15 protein-coding genes are annotated in these 18,486 nt (G+C 68.6%); 3 read left to right on the forward strand and 12 right to left on the reverse strand.

Features of this window, described 5'->3' with window-relative positions; translation table 11 throughout:
• Nucleotides 1-37: 37 nt before the first annotated feature.
• Nucleotides 38-835 (forward strand): SGNH/GDSL hydrolase family protein, encoded by a 798-nt coding sequence (locus tag AB0I34_RS12050; protein WP_360443619.1) that lies wholly within the window; start codon nt 38-40, stop codon nt 833-835.
• A gap of 4 nt (nt 836-839) precedes the next feature.
• A complete protein-coding gene (locus AB0I34_RS12055; RefSeq protein WP_360443622.1) occupies nt 840-1,436 on the forward strand; it encodes a GNAT family N-acetyltransferase in 597 nt (198 codons plus the stop codon).
• 30 nt (nt 1,437-1,466) lie between these two features.
• On the opposite strand, the gene AB0I34_RS12060 is transcribed toward AB0I34_RS12055, so the two are convergent.
• The 12 genes from AB0I34_RS12060 to AB0I34_RS12115 form a co-directional block, all read right to left on the reverse strand.
• A complete protein-coding gene (locus AB0I34_RS12060) occupies nt 1,467-2,267 on the reverse strand; it encodes a GNAT family N-acetyltransferase (protein ID WP_360443625.1) in 801 nt (266 codons plus the stop codon).
• Between the two features lie 52 nt (nt 2,268-2,319).
• Nucleotides 2,320-2,508, reverse strand: coding sequence for a hypothetical protein (locus AB0I34_RS12065; RefSeq protein WP_360443628.1), 189 nt, complete (start codon nt 2,506-2,508; stop codon nt 2,320-2,322).
• 77 nt (nt 2,509-2,585) lie between these two features.
• Nucleotides 2,586-3,308, reverse strand: a complete 723-nt coding sequence (locus AB0I34_RS12070; RefSeq protein ID WP_360443631.1) for a DUF2071 domain-containing protein — start codon at nt 3,306-3,308, stop codon at nt 2,586-2,588.
• A 3-nt stretch (nt 3,309-3,311) separates the two neighbouring features.
• On the reverse strand, nt 3,312-3,632 hold the full coding sequence (locus AB0I34_RS12075) for a hypothetical protein (protein ID WP_360443634.1): 321 nt from the start codon (nt 3,630-3,632) through the stop codon (nt 3,312-3,314).
• 67 nt (nt 3,633-3,699) lie between these two features.
• Nucleotides 3,700-4,701, reverse strand: coding sequence for a sugar phosphate isomerase/epimerase family protein (locus tag AB0I34_RS12080; protein WP_360443637.1), 1,002 nt, complete (start codon nt 4,699-4,701; stop codon nt 3,700-3,702).
• Between the two features lie 226 nt (nt 4,702-4,927).
• Nucleotides 4,928-10,300 carry a ThuA domain-containing protein gene (locus AB0I34_RS12085; RefSeq protein WP_360443640.1) on the reverse strand — a complete coding sequence of 1,791 codons (5,373 nt, stop codon included), beginning with the start codon at nt 10,298-10,300 and terminating at the stop codon, nt 4,928-4,930.
• A gap of 87 nt (nt 10,301-10,387) precedes the next feature.
• Complete coding sequence (xylA, locus tag AB0I34_RS12090; RefSeq protein WP_360443643.1) at nt 10,388-11,548, reverse strand: xylose isomerase; 1,161 nt, start codon at nt 11,546-11,548, stop codon at nt 10,388-10,390.
• Nucleotides 11,545-12,708 (reverse strand): Gfo/Idh/MocA family oxidoreductase, encoded by a 1,164-nt coding sequence (locus AB0I34_RS12095; protein WP_360443646.1) that lies wholly within the window; start codon nt 12,706-12,708, stop codon nt 11,545-11,547. The genes xylA and AB0I34_RS12095 overlap by 4 nt, the downstream gene beginning before the upstream one ends.
• A 13-nt stretch (nt 12,709-12,721) precedes the next feature.
• Entirely contained in the window at nt 12,722-13,762 is a 1,041-nt protein-coding gene (locus tag AB0I34_RS12100) for a substrate-binding domain-containing protein (protein ID WP_360443649.1), read from the reverse strand.
• A gap of 23 nt (nt 13,763-13,785) precedes the next feature.
• A complete protein-coding gene (locus tag AB0I34_RS12105) occupies nt 13,786-14,826 on the reverse strand; it encodes an ABC transporter permease (RefSeq protein ID WP_360443652.1) in 1,041 nt (346 codons plus the stop codon).
• The gene (locus tag AB0I34_RS12110) at nt 14,823-16,325 is read right to left on the reverse strand and encodes a sugar ABC transporter ATP-binding protein (RefSeq protein WP_360443655.1); all 1,503 of its coding nucleotides are present in this window, start codon (nt 16,323-16,325) and stop codon (nt 14,823-14,825) included. Before AB0I34_RS12110 ends, AB0I34_RS12105 begins: the two co-directional genes overlap by 4 nt.
• Nucleotides 16,322-17,593, reverse strand: a complete 1,272-nt coding sequence (locus tag AB0I34_RS12115; protein WP_360443658.1) for an ROK family transcriptional regulator — start codon at nt 17,591-17,593, stop codon at nt 16,322-16,324. Before AB0I34_RS12115 ends, AB0I34_RS12110 begins: the two co-directional genes overlap by 4 nt.
• A gap of 363 nt (nt 17,594-17,956) precedes the next feature.
• On the opposite strand from AB0I34_RS12115, the gene AB0I34_RS12120 reads away from it, so the two are divergent.
• Nucleotides 17,957-18,397: a hypothetical protein gene (locus tag AB0I34_RS12120; RefSeq protein ID WP_360443661.1), complete on the forward strand. Its 441-nt coding sequence runs from the start codon at nt 17,957-17,959 to the stop codon at nt 18,395-18,397.
• Nucleotides 18,398-18,486 lie beyond the last annotated feature (89 nt).

The following is an 18,486-nucleotide window of genomic DNA, read 5'->3' on the forward strand; positions in this document are numbered from 1 at the left end:
TCGGTGCATCCTCCGGACAGGTCGCTATCGTGGTCGGGTGATCGAACCCGGCAGCCGGTACGTCGCCCTTGGCAGTTCCTTCGCGGCCGGACCGGGAATCGACCCGATCGTGCACCGGCCGGCGGGTCGATCGGGCCGCAACTACGCGCACCTGGTCGCCGCGGAGTTCGGCCTGGAACTCGTGGACGTGACGTACTCCGGCGCCACCACCGCGCACGTCCTGGACACTCCGCAGGACGACGCGCCGCCGCAACTCGCCGCCGTCACGCCGGACACCGCCCTCGTCACGATCACTGCCGGAGGCAACGATCTCGAGTACATCGGGACGTTCAGCCGCGGCAGCATGCTCAACACCCTCGCGAAACCGGCCACTCTCCTCGGCCGCCGCGTCGCGAACCGGATCCGTGCCCGCGTCAGCTACCTCAAGGACGACGCGGAGTACCAGGCTGTCACCGACTCGCTGACGAACGTCGTCGAGCAGGTCCGCGAACGTGCCCCGCGCGCCCGCATCGTGCTCGTCGACTACCTGACTCTGGTCGGGCCGAGCACCCGGCCGCGTCTCGACGTACCGCTGAACGAGGAGCAGTTGCCGAGCGTCGCGATGATGGCCGACAGTCTCGCTGCCGCCTTCGCAAAGGCTGCCGCGGCCGGCGGCGCGGACCTGGTCGCCGCGTCGGCCGCCAGCCGCGACCACGCCATCGGCTCGCCGGAGCCGTGGACCACCGCATTCACGCTGCGCCCGCCGGGGATGCTCGGCGGCGTCGTCCCGTATCACCCCAACGCGGCCGGCATGCGCGCTGTCGCGGATCTCGTCATCGACACACTGAAGGCCTGACGTCATGGGCAGCCCACAGGTGCGGCAGGCAACGGTCGCGGACGTCGAGCCCGCGGTCCGCACGCTGGCCCGCGCGTTCGAGGACTACCCGATGACCCGGATGGGTCTCGACCCGGACGACTACGACGCCAGACTCACGCAGTACCAGCGCCTCTTCCTGACCGAGATCGGCCTGGCGCATGGCCGGGTCTGGGTCACTGATGATGTCAGCGCCGTCGCGATCTGGACGACTCCGTCGACGCCGGCGGACGTCTTCGCGTCGCATGCGGACGCGTTCGAGGCGCTCGCCGGTTCGCGGGCCGCGCTCGTCGCGGAGTACGAGGAGGCAATGGGGACCTTCCGTCCGCGGGAGCCCGTCTGGTTCCTGGGTGTGGTCGGTGTCGAGCCCGACCTTCAGCACCAGGGGCTGGGGCGTGCGGTGATCGCGCCCGGTCTGTCGGCCGCCGATCAGGACCACTCGCCGGCGTTCCTCGAAACCCATGAGCCCGGGAACCTGCCGTTCTACGAGTCCCTCGGCTTCGTCACCGTCGCGGAGCTGCAACTCCCCCACGACGGGCCGATCCACTACGCCCTCTACCGGCCGCCCGCTCCCGCCGTGTGAGCTCGACCGGCGTGTGAGGTCGGCGCCGGGCTAGGCCGGGGTGTGGACGTACGGCGTGGTCGTTGTGATGGCGAGGAAGCCGAGACGCTGGAGGATCGGGGAGCTGTCGTCCGAGGCGTCGACGTGGAGATACCGATAGCCGAGCTCGACCGCGCGGGCGGCACGAACCGCCACGAGCGCCTTGTAGATGCCCTTCCCGCGCCAGTCGGCCAGCGTCGAACCACCCCACAGGCCGGTGAACTCAGTGCCCTTCTTGTACACCGCCCACGCCGCGGACACGACCTCGCCGTCGGCCTCGGCGACATAGACGTCGGTCAGGCCGGTCGCATGGCGACGTTCCAGGTCGTCGGCCAGCCAGGACCAGTTCTCGTTCCACACGACCGACTCCATCGCGGCGATGCGCTCGAAGTCGGCGCGGTCGTTCACCAGGCCGATCGTCACCCCGTCGACGGTCGCACGGCCACGCAGGCGTTCGGCGATGTCCGCACTCTCGGCCACGAGAACGGTCTCCTGCTCCTCCGGCTCGAAACCCGCCGCACGCAGCCGATCCGGCAGGTCCACCGGGAGGTCGTGGCCGCGGAGCTTCCACTCGACCGCCTGGCCCTTCGCGGCGAAGTAGTCGCGCTGGCGTGCGATCAGTGCATCGACCTCGGCATCGTCGAGGCCCTCGAGCGTGCGGTAACTGACGAACCCCCGCATCGGGTACTCGACCCGGATCACCGGCCCGTCCATGCTCGTCGGTACGTCAGCGCCCTCGCTCGTCCCGCGCAACTGCGCGTCGTACACCGCCAGCAGGCGCTCTGCCAGATCAGTCTTCGCTCCATCACTCACGCAAGGACTCTGGCACGCTTCTGGGTGATCTCGCGTCCCATTTCAGGTGAATTCAGCGTGTCGCGACTCTCGTCGCTCCCCGCCACCCGAGCCGCAACCAGCCGCGAGCGCTCTGACGACGGCGCGGCTTGCTCCTGCGCTCGACCCGGCCGTCACTCTCCGTCGTGATCGGATCGGTCTTCTGCTCGCGTCGGTCCGCGGCGTTGTGACTCAGCGACACCATCAGGTTCAGCGGTTCCATCGTCCCGTCCTCCGGTTCCGGGCACCGTCTCCCGGCGCCTACACCCCTACGTCGGAGCCGACCGGCCGACTTTGACATCAGATGCGGACCGGGAGTGCGAAAGTTGCGGGGACGCCGGGGCTGTGGACGACGTGGTCGGGTGGGCGGGTCGGTTCGGCGAGGCCGACGGAGGGGAAGAGTCCGTCGATCTCCAAGGTCCTGAGTGTGGCGGTGCGGAAGGACCAGACAGGGTGGTGGTTGGGGAGGTACCAGGTATGCCGCGCTCGGTGCGTGTGGAGACCCCACCGAGCGGTCAGGAAGTCGGTCAGCGGGTCTGAAGCCACGGGCGAGCCGATCGCGACGGTGATCGTCGATGTCGCCTGCACACCAGGCCAGCGAAGGACCGACGTGTACGTGTGTTGGTCGGCAACCCGCGTGTGGGTCATCTGAGCCCAGCGATACGGCAGACCGAAGATCGTGCGGGCCGCCGTGACCACGGCGAGGCGGTCGGCGTCGAGGCTGAGGAAGACGACACCACGACGCCCGGACTCGTCGACGGAGTACAGCCGGATGTTGGTCTCGAGGAACGATCCCAGCACAGGTACGGCGGGACCGCGCGGGAACCCGGTGCCGGTCATCCGGAACGGCACCAGCCCGACGTACGTGCGCCCCTCGAAGGTGTCCGGACGTGTACCCGGCGGGAAGAAGTGCGCGACGTCAACCGGATCCAGCGCCCAGTGCAGGAACGTCAGATCCAGCCACCGCTGCCGCAGGATCCGTGGCCGCTCGAGCTCCGGTGCATCCGGCCAGATCGCGTCCACCGTTCAGTCGACGGTCGGGCGAACCTCGCAGGTCGGCAGGCCGTCGTTCAGTTCGCACACCAGGTACGGCGACGAGGACTCGTCCGGTGACTGCCACGGCATGACCGCATCGCCGGTCAGCAACGCGTCGAGCGTCTGGAGCTCCGGGTCGCGCTGCTCGGCGTGATGCCGGTACCCGGCGGCACCGAGTGCGAGCGCGATCGCCATGCCGAGGAGGTTCACCTCGGTCGGCTGATCGGGAGCGACCGAGTCCTCCGCCGGCTCGAGCTTGATGCCGTGATCCGGCACCTCGACGATGCGCGCGACGTACCTGCCAGCTGTCATGGGTCCGAGCCTAGCCCCAGACCGTCAGCCACCGTGGGAGGTCCCGGGAGGACCTCCCACGCAGGACCTACGAGGAGAAGGCCGCGTCGAAGGACGCGGTGGGTGGGTCGAAGGCGAGGGAGCGGACGAACTGGAGGGCTTCGGCGGCACCGACGAGGCGGTCCATACCCGCGTCCTCCCATTCGACCGAGATCGGGCCGGTGTACCCGATCGTGTTCAGCATCCGGAAGCACGCCTCCCACGGGACGTCGCCGTGACCGGTCGAGACGAAGTCCCAGCCGCGCCGCGGGTCGCCCCAGGCCAGGTGCGAACCCATCCGGCCGTTGCGGCCGTTGCCGACCTGACGCTTCGCGTCCTTGCAGTCGACGTGGTAGATCCGGTCCTTGAAGTCCCACAGGAATCCGACCGGGTCGAGGTCCTGCCAGACGAAGTGCGACGGGTCCCAGTTCAGGCCGAACGCCTCCCGGTGGCCGATCGCCTCCAGCGTCGCGGTGGTCGACCAGTAGTCGTACGCGATCTCGGACGGATGCACCTCGTGCGCGAACCGGACGCCGACCTCGTCGAACACGTCGAGGATCGGGTTCCAGCGGTCCGCGAAGTCCTGGTACCCGGCCTCGATCATGGCCGGGGGCACCGGCGGGAACATCGCGATCGTCTTCCAGATCGACGAACCGGTGAAGCCGACGACCACATCGACACCGAGAGCCCGGGCGGCGCGGGCGGTCGTCTTCATCTCCTCGGCGGCGCGCCGGCGTACACCTTCTGGATCGCCGTCGCCCCAGATGTGCGCGGGCAGGATGGCCTGGTGCCGCTGGTCGATCGGGTCGTCGCAGACCGCCTGGCCGAGCAGGTGGTTCGAGATCGTCCACACCTTCAGGTTGTGCTTCTCCAGGATGTCGCGGCGATCGCGCACGTACGCCTCGTCCTCGGCGGCACGCCGTACGTCGAGGTGGTCACCCCAGCAGGCGATCTCCAGCCCTTCGTAGCCCCAGGAGGACGCCAGCCGGGCGACCTCCTCGAACGGCAGGTCGGCCCACTGGCCGGTGAACAGGGTGATCGGTCGAGCCATGGTCATCTCCTTGGTCGAACAACTTCTTCCGGTACGTCGGTCCAGCCGGGGCGGGCTGCACGAAGCGGGTCGGGTGTCCCCCGGCGGCGCCTGGAGCGCGGGGCGGCGCCGGGGGTCCCCGCCGGCCGTGGGAGATCGCGCTGCCGGGCGCCCCGATCGGGGCCGAACCAGCCGGGGCGGCGGCAGGTGTCACGGCGGACGAGTGCGATCTCCCACGGCGACGTCATCAGGTCAGCCTGTCCTTCAGGTCCTGACCGACTGCGGTCAGCAGCGTGCGGCTGGGCACGTCACGAACCGTTCGGGCCTGAGAGAGGAACAGGTTGAGGGCGACGGTGGCGACGAGAGGCTGATTCCGGCGTACGGCGCGCTCCGCCGACGCCAGCTGGACCTTCATCACCGTGGCGGTTGCCAATGGCACCTTCCCGGCTGCCCGGAAGCGATCGACCAGCTTGACCGCCTCCGGGTACGACGCGATCACGGTGAACGGGACCGTGGTCACCGACTTGTTGCCCGCAGCATCCATCGCCGTGGCCGTCAGTGTGTGCGCCCCAAGCCCGAGAACGACGCCGTCCAGCGTGGTCACCGGCTGTCCGTCGACGGCCAGTGTCACCCCGGCCGGTCCGGACAACGCGTCCGACGCCGTCGCCGCGACTGCCACCGTCGAGGCGACGCCGAGCGAACCGCCGGACGACATCCCGGTCACCACTGCGGCGGGCGCCGTACGATCGATCTTGACGGTGACAGACGTGGGCGCCGACACGTTACCTGCCGTGTCACTGGCACGGACCGCCACAGTGTGCGTCCCATCAGCCGTCAACGACACCGGCGCGGTGTACTCGGACCAGTCGCCGTCTCCGACCTTCTGCTCCAGATACACCTGCCCGCCCTGGTCATCGATCGCCATCGCGGTGGCAGTCACCGCGGATGTCCACCAACCCGCCAGACCCGACGGTGTCGACGGATTCACCGACAACGTGACGGACGGCGCAACCGTGTCCCGGACCAGCTTGAAGTACTCGAACTTCGCGGTCTTCGACGCCGTCTGGTCGACTCCGAACGCATAGACACCGAAGGACGCCGATCCGAGCGCCGCGTTGGTCACCGGAGGCAGGGCAGTCCACGCCAGGCCGTCCGGGCTGTAGGAGCCGGTGAACGTCGATCCGGACTTCGAGAGCCGGAGATACCAGACACCCTGCGTAGGAGCCGGCGCATTGGGTTGCGGTGACTGAACCACGTCCCCCACCTCGCTGCGCAGTTCCAGCGCTCGGGTGACCGCGGAACCCGCCGCATTCGTCGTCAGGTGGTCGAGTTTCACGTAGTTCGCGTCATCGGCGTACACCAGCAGCCCGGCCTGCTGGAACGCTTCGTCGAAGGAGGAACCATCCACCTTCGTCTCGATCGTCCAGTCCCCGTCCGGCGCCGGCTGCAGCATCAGGTTGCGCGGATTGGTCGCGGTCCCCTGGTAGATGTCGCCCTTGCTGGTGTCGATCTCGAGCCCACCATCGGCCAGCCGGTACGCCGCGGGATCCGGTCGTACGACGTCCGACCAGCGGCACGCGTCGAGCGTCGTACCTGCGAACTCGTCGTCCGGCGCGGGCTGCTCGGCCGTGTCGTCCGGCGTGATCGTGAAGTAGTCGAACGACGCCGTGATCGGCAACGCCTCGGTCCGGTTGGTCAGCCCGAACAGCCCGATCCGCGGATTGGAGATCCCGGCCAACTGCTTCGTCTCCGGCATTTGGACGAACGTCGCTCCGTCCGCGCTGTACGCCGCTGTCAGCGAAGAGCCGTCCGACGTGAACCGCACCCACACCGTGTCCGGGTACGTCGCTCCCAGGTTCGCTGTGTTCGACGCGGCGACCTCGTTCGGTACGCCGGCCTCCTCGCGAATGAACTGGAAGATCCGATCGGCGGCCGACGGTGCGCCCGTGGACCGGCCCTGGATCACCATCTTGGCGTAGTTGTCGTCGTCGCCGTACACGATCAGCCCAGCCTGCTGATACGCGAGCCGGGCCGGCAACATCACCTTGGTCGTTGCCTGCCACGGACCGGCCGGCAACGGCTGCAGCACGATGTTCGGTGTGCCTGTGTTCCCGGTCCCGTAGATGTCGGTCGCGGTCAACGGCACCGACAGCTTGCCATCAGCAACAGCCAGCTCCTGGTTGCCCCGGACAACCTCCGACCAGCGGCCGGTGTCCAGGGCGGCGCCGTCGAACCCGTCCGACCGTCCGGTCAGACAAGTCGGCAGCGAAGGCGAGTCCACCGTGATCACGACCTTCGCCGTACCGGCCGCGCCACGCGAGTCGGTCACCGTCGCCACGGCGGTATGAGTCCCGGCTGTCGTGTAGGTGTGGCTCACCGACGCACCGGTGGCCGTCGCGCCGTCGCCGAAGCTCCACGCGTACGACAACGGCAGATCACCCTCGGGATCCGTCGCCGTCGCCGTGAAGTCGACCGCCAATGGCGCCTTGCCTTGTGTGACCGAAGCGTCGACGGTCACCGCCGGCCGCTCGTTCTCCGTCACACCCTTGCCGATGAAGCGCACCCAGTTGACATTGAGCTGCCCGGTGGTCTTCACGAAGTACAGCGGACCGCTCTCCAGCGACGCCCCGCTGACCGCACCCGTGAAGTCGCCGTACGTCTGCCAGCCGCCCGTCGGTGACACCTGGATGGTGGCCACCACCGGACCGTCCGTCGGTGAACCCTGCCGGACCTGGACAGTCGCACCCAGCTCGGGCGACGCGGCGCGCAACTGGAGCTGACCGATCGCCCTCAGGTTGGTCGGCTTCCAGCCCCACCAGTCGCCGTCCTCGATGAAGCCGATGTTCTTCCCACCACCGGCCGTGTCACCGGTGTCTTCGACCTGTACGCCGGGCGCGGCGCCAGGCCCACCGGTCTCGTCGAAGTACTCCGCCTCGCGGGTCTTCGGCTGCAACTGGACCACCTTCTGCGAGGTGATCTTGCCCGTCCCCGGCGCACCCTTGTCGGTGTACGTCACGGTCACGATGCCGAAGATGTTCGCTCCGACGTGCCCCTCGTCACCGGGCAGCGGGAACGTTCCCTCGCAGCCGTGGTACTGCTCGTAGCCGTGGGCATGCTCGTCGTGCCCGAGCGCCGGCTGCGTGATGACGTCGTTGCAGTCGACCACCCCGTCCTCGGGGTCGGTGACCGTCACCTTGTACCGGATCGTGTCGCCGAAGTCGAAGAACCCGCCGTCGACAGGCGCCTCCACGGTGATCGTCGGCGCGGTGTTCCCGGCCGTGATCGTCCGGTTCGAGACCGCTGTCCGGCCGTCCGGATCGCTCACGGTCAGCCGGGCGGTGAACACGCCGGCCGTCGAGTAGGTGTACGACGGTTTGGCCTCGGTACTGTCCGTCGTACCGTTCCCGTCGAAGTCCCAGGCCAGCGTCACCGGCTGCCCGTCAGGATCCCGCGAGCCGGTCGAGTCGAAGGCCACCGTCAATGGCACCGGCCCGGACGTCTTGTCGGTGCTGAACTGCGCGATCGGCGCCCGATTCCCTTGCACATAGTCGATCCGGTAGATCCCCGAGTCGGCGTTGTTGCCGCCGAACCCGCTCCCCCACTCGATCACGTACAGCGCACCGTCCGGCCCGAACTGCAGCGCGTGCGGCCGGATGAAGTTCAAGCCTTGCAGCATCCGCGACACATCGGTCACGCCACTGCGGCCGTCGTTCAGCTGGACCGAGAACAGCCGGCTGTCGTTCCAGTCGGCGAACACGGCCTTGCCGTCGAAGTACGCCGGCCACTTGCGATCCGACGTACTCGCGGCATCGAACCGATACGCGCCACTCGTCATCGGTGCACCGCTGCCACCGATCTCCGGTACGCCGCTCGTCGACTTGCCCATCCACAGCGTCGCCGGAATGGCGGCCGGGAGTTGCGTGATACCGGTGTTGTTCGGCGACTCGTTCACCGGCGCGCCGCAGTTGAAGGTCGGGCCAGACGCACCAGTGGCGAAGTCGTAGTCGTTGTACGGCGTGTTGGCACCGACGCAGTACGGCCATCCGTAGAAGCCCGGCTTGTCGATGATGTCCCACTCGACCCGCCCGTCCGGACCGCGCGTCGGCGAGACCGCGCCCGCGTCCGGTCCGTAGTCCGCGACGAACAGGTGGTTCGTGGTCGGGTCGATCCCGATCCGGAAGGGATTACGGAAGCCCATCGCGTAGATCTCCGGCCGCGTCTTCGCGGTACCGGGCGGGAACATGTTGCCGGCCGGGATCGTGTACGAACCATCTGCCGACGGGTGGATGCGGAGGATCTTGCCGTTCAGGGCGTTGCTGTTGGCGGCACTGCGCTGCGAGTCCCAGGCCGCACGACCAGGTCGCTCGTCGATCGGCGCATAGCCGTCGGAGTCGAACGGGTTGCTGTTGTCGCCGGTGGCAACGAAAAGGTTGCCGTCGCCATCGAACTCCAGCGCACCGCCGGCGTGGCAGCACTGGTCCCGCTGCGTGTCGATCCGCAGCACCTGCTTCTCACTCGCGAGGTCGAGGGTGTCACCAGTCACCGTGAACCGCGAGACTCGGTCGAAGGGCTCAGCGCCCGCCGGAGAGTAGTACAGATAGACGAAACCGTTGGACGCGAACGATGGGTCCAACGCGATCCCGAGCAGGCCGAACTCCTGTCCGGTGTAGACATCCAGCGTTCCCGCGGTCACCACGGACCCGTCCGTCGTGACGATCTTCACCGCGCCGTTCCGGTCGATGTAGAACACCCGGCCGTCGGCGGCGATCGCCAGTTCCATCGGGTTCGACGTGTCGTCGTCCAGCGTGACCTTCTGGTAGCTGTCGCTCAGCGACGCGCCACAGTCCGCCGGCTCGACACCGGCCGCGGTCTTGATCCCGCCGAGCAGCAGTTCCCGGAAGGCAGGTTCGGCGTACGACGCGATCGTGTGCCCCATACCGGTGTACCAGGCACGGCCGCCGTCGTAGTCCTGGCACCACGTGATCGGGTGCTCCGGGCCCATGGTGCCGCCCGTGTACGACGTCTCGTCCAGCGATGCGAGCACGTGAACGCTGCCGCGCGGATTGGTGCGGTAGTTGTACCACTCATCCGTCCGCGGCCAGACAGTCGGCGCGTTCGCGGTGGACGGGTGTGCGTGGTCCTCCACCTTGACCGTCGCGTCCGGCGTACCGGCCGGATGGCTGTCGAAGTAGCTGCCGACGAGCTGTCCGTACCAGGGCCAGTCGTACTCCGTGTCGGACGCCGCGTGCACACCGGCGTACCCGCCACCACCCCGGATGTAGCGCTCGAAGGCGGCCTGCTGGTCGGCGTTCAGGACGTCGCCGGTCGTCGACAACCAGATGACGACCTCGTACTTCGCCAGTTCGGTGTCGTTGAACATCGATGCGTCCTCGGTCGCGGTGACCGTGAAGTCGTTGGCCGCGGCGAGCTCGGTGACGGCCTGGATGCCGGCCGGGATCGAATCGTGCCGGAAGCCGGCGGTCTTGCTGAAAATCAGGGCGTTGAAGGTCTCGTCACCGTGGCCGGGATGAGCCCGGGCCGGTAACGGCGTCAACATCGCCGCGATCAGGGCGAGCACGAGAACACACAACAAGGTGCCGTGCCTGCGTAGCTGGATCATGCGGAGCTCCTCATGGGTCGGATAAGGGCGCGCGCTCCATCACTACAGATCCCGTGCTCTGCCCTGCGCGGGAGTGTTACAACCGGATCAGCGAACGCCGAGCAGGTGCTCCATCGCCAACTGGTCCAGCTTCTCGAACCCGAGACCGCGCTCGGCCAGCGCTTCCCGGTCGTACTTGGAGTTGCGGAGGTCGGCCAGGCTCTCACCCTCGGCCAGGGTGGGCTCGGACAACTCCGCCACACGTGCGGCGGCCAGCGCCTCCGCAACCTCGGGGTCGGCGCGGAACGCCTGAACCTTGTCGCGCAGGATCAGGTAGTTGCGCATACAGCCCCGCGCGGTCTCCCAGACGCCTTCCTCGTCCTCGGTCCGCGGCGGCTTGTAGTCGAAGTGGATGTAGCCGTCGTAGGCCGGCTGGTTCCCGGATCCCTGCAGTACGTCGACCGTCCAGAAGGCCTCCCGCAGGTTCCCGGCACCGAACCGCAGGTCCTGGTCGAAGCGCGGACCGTGCTGCCCGTTGAGGTCGATGTGGTACAGCTTCCCGTGCCACAGCGCCTGCGCGATGCCGTGCGCGTAGTTCAGGCCGGCCATCTGCTCGTGGCCGACCTCGGGGTTGATGCCGACCAGCTCCGGGTCCGCCAGATCGTTGATGAACGCGATCGCGTGCCCGATCGACGGCAGCAGGATGTCACCGCGCGGCTCGTTCGGCTTCGGCTCGAGCGCGAACCGGATGTTGTAGCCCTGCTCGCGCACGTACGCGCAGAGCAGGTCCATCGACTCCTTGTACCGGTCGAGCGCCGCTCGCACGTCCTTGGACCCGCCGGACTCCGCACCCTCGCGACCACCCCAGAGCACATAGGTCGTCGCCCCCAGTTCGGCCGCGAGATCGACGTTGCGGAGCACCTTCGCCAGGGCGTACCGCCGGACCTGGCGATCGTTGGCGGTCAGCCCACCGTCCTTGAAGACCGGGTGGCTGAACAGGTCGGTGGTCATCATCTCGACGACCATGCCGGTGTCGGCCAGGGCCTTCGTGAAACGCTCGAGGTCCTGTCCGCGGGTGGCGTCGTCGGGTACGACGTCCTGGTCGTGGAACGTGACTGCCGCGGCGCCCAGTTCCGCGAGCTTCTCGACCGCGTGGGCCGGGTCCATCGCCGGGCGGACCGCCGTACCGAACACGTCGACGCCTCGCCAGCCGACGGTCCACAGACCGAAGGAGAACTTGTCGTCCTTGGTCGGGGTATAGCCGTTCATTCAGAAATCTCCTGCCATTGTCGGGAGGTCGAACTGGCCTCGACCGCGGCCAGCACACGCTGGACCCGCAGCCCGTCGGCGAACGACGGCGTCGGATCGGCTCCTTCGGCGATCGCGGTCACCAGGTCGACGGCTTGATGGGTGAACCCGTGCTCGTATCCGAGCAGGTGGCCGGGCGGCCACCACGCCTCGACGTACGGGTGGGCGGACTCGGTGGCGAGGATCCGGCGGAAGCCCGCGGTCCTGGCGTCTTCGGTCGCGTCGTAGTAGTGCAGGAGGTTCATGTCCTCGAAGTCGAACGCGAGGCTGCCGTCACTGCCGTTGATCTCGATCCGGATCGCGTTCTTCCGCCCGGTCGCGAACCGGGTCGCCTCGAACACGCCGAGCGCACCGGACCGGAAGTGCGCCAGGAAGACCGCGGCGTCGTCCACGGTGACCGGTCCGCGCTCGGTGCCCGCCGTACCGGCCAGGCCCGAGTGCTCGGCCGCGACCGGACGCTCCTTCACGAACGTCTCGAGCTGACCGCTCACCTCGGCGATGGTGTCACCGGTGATGTACTGCGTCAGGTCGATGATGTGCGCGCCGATGTCGCCGAGGGCGCCCGAGCCGGCCTTCTCCTTGTCCAGCCGCCACGACAGCGGCGCCTCCGGATCGGCGATCCAGTCCTGCAGGTACTGCGCCCGGACGTGCCGGATCGTCCCGAGCTTGCCCTCGGCAACGAGCTGGCGAGCCAGGCCTATCGCCGGCACCCGGCGATAGGTGAACCCGACCATCGACCTGATCCCCTTGGCCCTGGCCGCTTCCGCCGCGGCCGTCATCGCCTCGGCCTCCTCGACCGTGTTGGCCAGCGGCTTCTCGCACAGGACGTGCTTGCCGGCCTCCAGAGCGGCGATCGCGATCTCGGCGTGGCTGTCCCCCGGCGTGCAGACATCGATCAGCTGGATGTCGTCGCGGCCGAGCAGCTTGCGCCAATCGGTCTCGGTCTCCTTCCAGCCGAGCTTGGTCGCGGCCGCCTGGACGGCGTCGGGGTTGCGGCCACAGAGCACGTTCATCGCCGGGTCCAGCGGCAGGTCGAAGAAGCGCGGCGCGCTCCGCCAGGCCTGCGAGTGGGCCGCTCCCATGAACGCGTAGCCGATCAGGCCGATGCCCAGGTTCGTCATGACTCTCCTCGTGTCAGCTCTCGAATGCGGTAGGCATGTACTGGTCCACGTTGTCCTTGGTGACGACCGGCGCGTACAGCTGCACGGTGCGCGGCACCTCGACCTCCACCAGGTCGCCGAGGGCCTTCTTCTGCACCAGCAGCCGGGCCAGCCGGACGCCGTCGGCGCCCTGCGTGGACGGGTAGATGACGGTGGCCTTCAGCAACGAGTTGCCGGACTTGATGTCCCGCATCACGTTCGCCGAACCGGCCCCGCCGACGACGAAGAACTCCTTGCGGCCGGAGTTCTTGATCGCGGCCATCACGCCGACACCCTGGTCGTCGTCGTGGTTCCAGATCGCGTCGATCTTCGGCGCCGCCTGCAGCAGGTTGGCCGCGGCCTTCTCACCGGACTCGACGGTGAACTCGGCGGCGACCCGGTTGCTCACCTTCAGGCCGCAGTCGGCCAGGGCCTCCTTGAACCCCTTGCTGCGGTCCTGGGTCAGCGGCAGCGAGTCGATGCCGGCGATCTCCGCGACCACGGCGTCCTTCTTGCCCTTCAGCTGCTGGCAGACGTACGTGCCGGCCGAGACACCCATGCCGTGGTTGTCACCGAGGATCGTGGTCCGGGCCGCGAACGGGCTGTCGAACTCACGGTCCACGTTCACCACCGTGATGCCGGCCTCCATCGCCTTGGTCGCCACCGGGGTCAGCGCCGCGCCGTCGAACGGCAGCAGCACGATCGCGTCCACCTTCTGGTTGATGAACGTCTCGACCTGGCTGATCTGCAGGTTCACGTCGTTCGTGCCCTCGGCAACGATCAGCTCGACGTCGGAGAACTTCTTCGCCTCCGCCTGGGTCGCCTTGGTGATGGCCCCCATCCAGCCGTGGTCGGCGGCCGGCGCGGAGAACCCGATCCGCACCTTCTGGCCGGGCTCGTCGTTCTTCCCGGCCGCGACTGCCGGTGCCGGGGCGCTGTCGCTCTCCTCGGCCTTCGGGGTGTTGCTCGTACAGGCGGCCAGGGCGAGCACACCCAGACCGGCGATGGCAACGCTTGCGAGTGTTCGTGCGGACATCGTTGTCCCCTCCTTGTGGCGATTCATTGGCTGGTTGCCCGGACGGCGAGTCGCTGCTGGAGGAGGACGGCGATCACGATGATCGCCCCCTTGGCGACCGACTGGGCGGAGATGCTCAGGTTGTTCAGCGTGAAGACGTTGTTCAGAGTCGTGAAGATCAGGACACCGAAGACGGTGCCCACGATCGTGCCGCGGCCGCCGGACAGCAGCGTGCCGCCGATCACCACGGCCGCGATCGCGTCCAGCTCGTACAACTGGCCGTGGGTCGCGCTGCCGGTCGTCGTCCGGGCCATCAGCATCACCGCGGCGATCCCGCAGCACAGCCCGGCCAGGACATAGAGGGCGACGGTATGGCGCTGCACCCTGATGCCGGCCAGCCGGGCGGCTTCGGAGTTGCCGCCGACGGCGAAGGTGCGGCGGCCGAACGTGGTCCGGTTCAGCAGCACCCAGCCGGCCGCGGCGACCAGCAGGAAGATCCACACCAGCACCGGTACGCCGATCAGCGATCCGCCGAAGAAGTCGACGAACGAGTTCACCGTGATGATCTGGGTCTTCCGGTCGGAGATGATCTCGGCCAGACCACGGGCGGCTGCCAGCATGGCCAGCGTTGCGATGAACGGCACGATCTTGCCGTAGGCAATGAGCAGGCCGTTCACCAGACCACAGGCGGCACCGACGACCAGCGCGGTGGTGACCATGAAGATCCAGTGCAGGTCGGACCCCAGTTGCTGGGTGGCCACCGTCGTGGCCCAGACCGACGCCAGCGCGACCATCGCGCCGACGGACAGGTCGATCCCGCCGCCGGTGATGACGAACGTCATGCCGATGCTGACCACGCCGATCACGGCGGCGAGCCGCAGGATCGTCAGCACGTTGGCGCCAGTGGCGAACGTGTCCCCCGCGGTGATCACTCCCACGATGCAGAGCAGAACCAGCGCCACCACCAGACCGAGGTTGCGCCCCAGGCCACTGTTCAGCAGGCCGCCGGACCGCGGGGCGGCCGGTTGGGTGACGGTTGCCTGGGTCGATGCAGTTGTGTCTTGAGGTGCGATCTCGTCACTCACACCGCACTTCCTTCCATCACCAGGTCCAGGACCTGATGCTCGTCGATATCTTGCGCGGGCCCGATGTGGACGGCACGCCCCTCCCGCAGTACGACGACCCGGTCGGCCAGACCGAGCACTTCCTCGACCTCACTGGAGACCAGCACGATCGCGACCCCGTTGGCGGACAGATTGCGGATCAACGCGTAGATCTCCGACCGCGCGCCGACGTCGACGCCTCGCGTCGGCTCGTCGAGCAGCAGCACGCGGCACTCCCGCAGCAGCCAGCGGGCCAGCACGACCTTCTGCTGGTTCCCGCCGGACAGGTTGCGCACGGGATACTCCACCCCGGCCGGGCGGACATCCAGTGCTCTGGCGAGCCCGGTGGCTGCCTCCCGCTCGGCGCGGCCGTTCAGGAACCCCCCGCTGGCGAACCGCCCCATGCTGGACACCGTGATGTTCTTGAACACGGCCTCGTCCAGGAGCAGCGCCTGACTCTTGCGTTCCTCCGGCGCCAGCCCGACGCCGGCCTTCACCGCGGCCTGCACCCGGCCGGGCCGCAGTGTCACGCCGTTGACCCGGACCGACCCGGTCGTGGCCCGGCGGGCGCCGTACACGGTCTCGAGGACTTCGGACCGCCCCGAGCCGACCAGCCCGGCCAGCCCGACGATCTCGCCGGCCCGCACGGTGAACCCGATGCCGGCGAACTCGCCCGGCCGGGTCAGGTCCTCCACCTCCAGGACGACGGGCGCCGTGCTGAGGATCTCCCGGCGGGGCGGGAAGGCGTACTCGATCGAGCGGCCGGTCATCAGCCGGATGAGTTCCTTGGTCGGGGTCGCGCGGGCGTCGAGGCCGGTGGCGACGGTCGCGCCGTCCTTGAGCACGGTGACCCGGTCGCCGATCTGGCGGATCTCCTCGAGTCGATGTGAGATGTAGACGACCGCCACGCCGCGCGCGGTCAGGCCGCGGATGACGCGGAACAGGTTGGCGACCTCTTCGGGATCGAGCACCGCGGACGGCTCGTCCATCACGATCAGCTGTGCGTCCCGCGACAGTGCGCGGGCCATGCTGACCACCTGCTGGCCGGCGGCGGGCAGCGAACCGACGGACCGATGCGCCGGGATCTCGCCGTGCCCCAGGCCCTGCAGGATCTCTCGGGCCCTGGCCGTCGCCTCGTGCCGGCGGCTGAAGCCGAAGCGGGCCGGCTCGTGGCCGAGGAAGATGTTCTCGGCCACGGACAGTTCGGGGACCAGGTCGAGCTCCTGGTAGATGGCGGCGATACCGCGCTGGATCGCGGCGGTCGGGCTGTTCAGCTGGACCTGTTCGCCGTTGATCCGGATCGCGCCGGCATCGGGCTGGTGAGCGCCGGTCAGTACCCGGATCAGCGTGGACTTGCCGGCGCCGTTCTGGCCGAGCAGGCAGTGCACCTCGCCGGCCCGGACGTCCAGGTCGACGCCGCCGAGCGCTCGTACGCCCGGGAACTCCTTGACGATCCCGGTCATCATGAGCAGATCGTTCATCGGGCCACCCCCGAGCCCACGCGGCCGATCACGGTCGGATCGACCAGGACCTGCTCCAGCGAGATCTGCGCGCCGCCGCGGACCGCCGCGGCGAACCCGAGGTCCGAGCGGACCACCTGGCAGCCGCCGCCGTCCGGCGCGATCACGCGGTCGCGGATCGCCTTCTCCAGCGGTTCCTTCAACCACGGCCCGAGGACGGCGAAGTAGCCGCCGAGCACGAGCACGTCCGGGTTCAGGATGTTCACCAGGATCGCTCCCCCAATCCCCAGCCAGGTACCGACGTCCTTCAGCGCGCTCAGCGTGCGCGCGTCCCCCGCTTCGGCCCGCCGGGTGATCCCGGCCAGCCGTTGCTCCACGTCCAGGGACGGGTCCCGGACCGGGTCGTCCCTGTCCGTTGCCTTGTGCAACAGTGCGCTCAGGCCGACGACCGTCTCCCAGCAGCCGGTCCGCCCGCAGCCGCAGATCCGGCCGGGAGGCGCGACGGGCATGTGGCCGACCTCGCCGCTGTAGCCGCGTCCGCCGCGGAGCAGGTGTCCGTTCGACACCATCCCGCCGCCGACACCGACCGCACCGGTCAGCAGCACGAGATCCTGCACCGGCGTGTTCTTGCGCAGCTCCGAGTACGCCGCCAGGGCCGCGAGGTTGGCCTCGTTGTCGACGTGCAGCGGGTACGACGGTCCGCCGAGCCGCGACCGCATCTCCTGGATCACCTGGACCTCGCCCCAGCCGAGGTTCGGCGCGAGCTTGAGGGCGCCGGTGTCGCGCTGGACGAGACCGGGCACGGCGACGGTCACGCCGGCCAACCGTCCGGCGCGCGCCTGCACGGCAGTCACCGCCTCGCGGACGAGGTCGGCCACCCGGTCGAGCGTCGTACTGGGGTCGAGGTGGGCAACGTCGAGCGGGTCGCGGCGTTCGATGACGGTGTCGCCGGCCAGGTCGAGGGCGGAGACGGCGATGTAGTCGACGTTGATCTCGGCACCGATGCCACACACGCCGCTGCCGTCCAGCTCGACCAGTTGGCCGGGCCGGCCGAGGGCGCGGGTCGAGTCGGCCGGGCCTTCGCGAAGCAGGCCGCGCTCGACCAGCTCGGCGACCAGGCTGCTGACTGTGGCCTTGTTCAGGCCGGTGTCGGCGGCGATCCGGGCTCGTGACTTCGGCCCGGACTCGCGGACGTGGCGCAGGACCACGGAGAGGTTGTTGCGGCGCAGCGACACGTGGTCCGCGGCAACGGCTCGGTCTCCCGGACGGCGGCCGTCGGTCAGCGTCATCAGGCCACCCCTCCCTCAGACTTTGTCTGTTGAGCCAACAAACTAAGTATCAGCGGTGGAGCCGTCAAGGCCTTGTCGCGATCGCTTTCTTGCAAGAGTCTGTTCGAGATTTCCTCCGCCCCCGACAGGAGTCCGCCCCATGAAGCTCTCCCGCCGTACTTTCCTTGCCTCGACTGCCGCCACCGCTCTGGCCGGGGCAGTCCCCCAGGTCGCATCCGCCGCCAATCCACCCGGTGACGTCGTCGGCAAGGTGACCGTCGGCTACCAGGGCTGGTTCGCCTGCGGTGGCGACGGTGCACCGATCAACGGGTGGTGGCACTGGAGCAACAACTGGGGCCAGCCGCCGTCACACACTTCCAGTGGATGCAGCAGAACGGCTGCGACACGGCCGCCCTCCAGCGGTTCAACCCGACCGGTGGCGAAGGGCCGACCCGCGACGCGATGGCCGTCAAGGTCCGGCAGGCCGCGGAGCAGTACGGCAGGAAGTTCTACATCATGTACGACGCCACCGGCTGGACCAACATGCAGTCGGAGATGAAGGCGGACTGGACGGCGAAGATGAGTGCGTACACCTCGTCACCGGCGTACGCGCGGCAGAACGGCAAGCCGGTCGTATGCATCTGGGGCTTCGGCTTCGACGAAGCGAACAAGGCATGGCCGGCGTCGGTCTGCCTCGATGTCGTCAACTGGTTGAAGGGCCAGGGGTGCTACGTGATCGGCGGCGTACCGACGCACTGGCTGCCCGGGAACGAAGACTCGCGGCCCGGCTATCTCGACGTGCACCACGCGTTCAACATGTTGTGACCTGCAGTCCGGCCACCGGCGGCACGGCGACCTGATGTGGCGCCAGTTCTACAACCTCACCCGCGTCGGGGTGCAGGGTGTCTACATCT

It is taken from the genome of Kribbella sp. NPDC050281 (assembly GCF_040655855.1).
Lineage (GTDB): Bacteria > Actinomycetota > Actinomycetes > Propionibacteriales > Kribbellaceae > Kribbella.

Excerpts from the sequence above, each read along its gene's own strand:
- AB0I34_RS12065 (WP_360443628.1), bottom strand. The coding sequence starts at position 2,508 with ATGGAACCGCTGAACCTGATGGTGTCGCTGAGTCACAACGCCGCGGAC.
- AB0I34_RS12085 (WP_360443640.1), bottom strand. The coding sequence starts at position 10,300 with ATGATCCAGCTACGCAGGCACGGCACCTTGTTGTGTGTTCTCGTGCTC.
- AB0I34_RS12115 (WP_360443658.1), bottom strand. The coding sequence starts at position 17,593 with ATGACGCTGACCGACGGCCGCCGTCCGGGAGACCGAGCCGTTGCCGCG.
- AB0I34_RS12110 (WP_360443655.1), bottom strand. The coding sequence starts at position 16,325 with ATGAACGATCTGCTCATGATGACCGGGATCGTCAAGGAGTTCCCGGGC.
- AB0I34_RS12080 (WP_360443637.1), bottom strand. The coding sequence starts at position 4,701 with ATGGCTCGACCGATCACCCTGTTCACCGGCCAGTGGGCCGACCTGCCG.
- AB0I34_RS12055 (WP_360443622.1), top strand. The coding sequence starts at position 840 with ATGGGCAGCCCACAGGTGCGGCAGGCAACGGTCGCGGACGTCGAGCCC.
- AB0I34_RS12075 (WP_360443634.1), bottom strand. The coding sequence starts at position 3,632 with ATGACAGCTGGCAGGTACGTCGCGCGCATCGTCGAGGTGCCGGATCAC.
- AB0I34_RS12100 (WP_360443649.1), bottom strand. The coding sequence starts at position 13,762 with ATGTCCGCACGAACACTCGCAAGCGTTGCCATCGCCGGTCTGGGTGTG.
- AB0I34_RS12095 (WP_360443646.1), bottom strand. The coding sequence starts at position 12,708 with ATGACGAACCTGGGCATCGGCCTGATCGGCTACGCGTTCATGGGAGCG.
- AB0I34_RS12120 (WP_360443661.1), top strand. The coding sequence starts at position 17,957 with ATGCAGCAGAACGGCTGCGACACGGCCGCCCTCCAGCGGTTCAACCCG.
- xylA (WP_360443643.1), bottom strand. The coding sequence starts at position 11,548 with ATGAACGGCTATACCCCGACCAAGGACGACAAGTTCTCCTTCGGTCTG.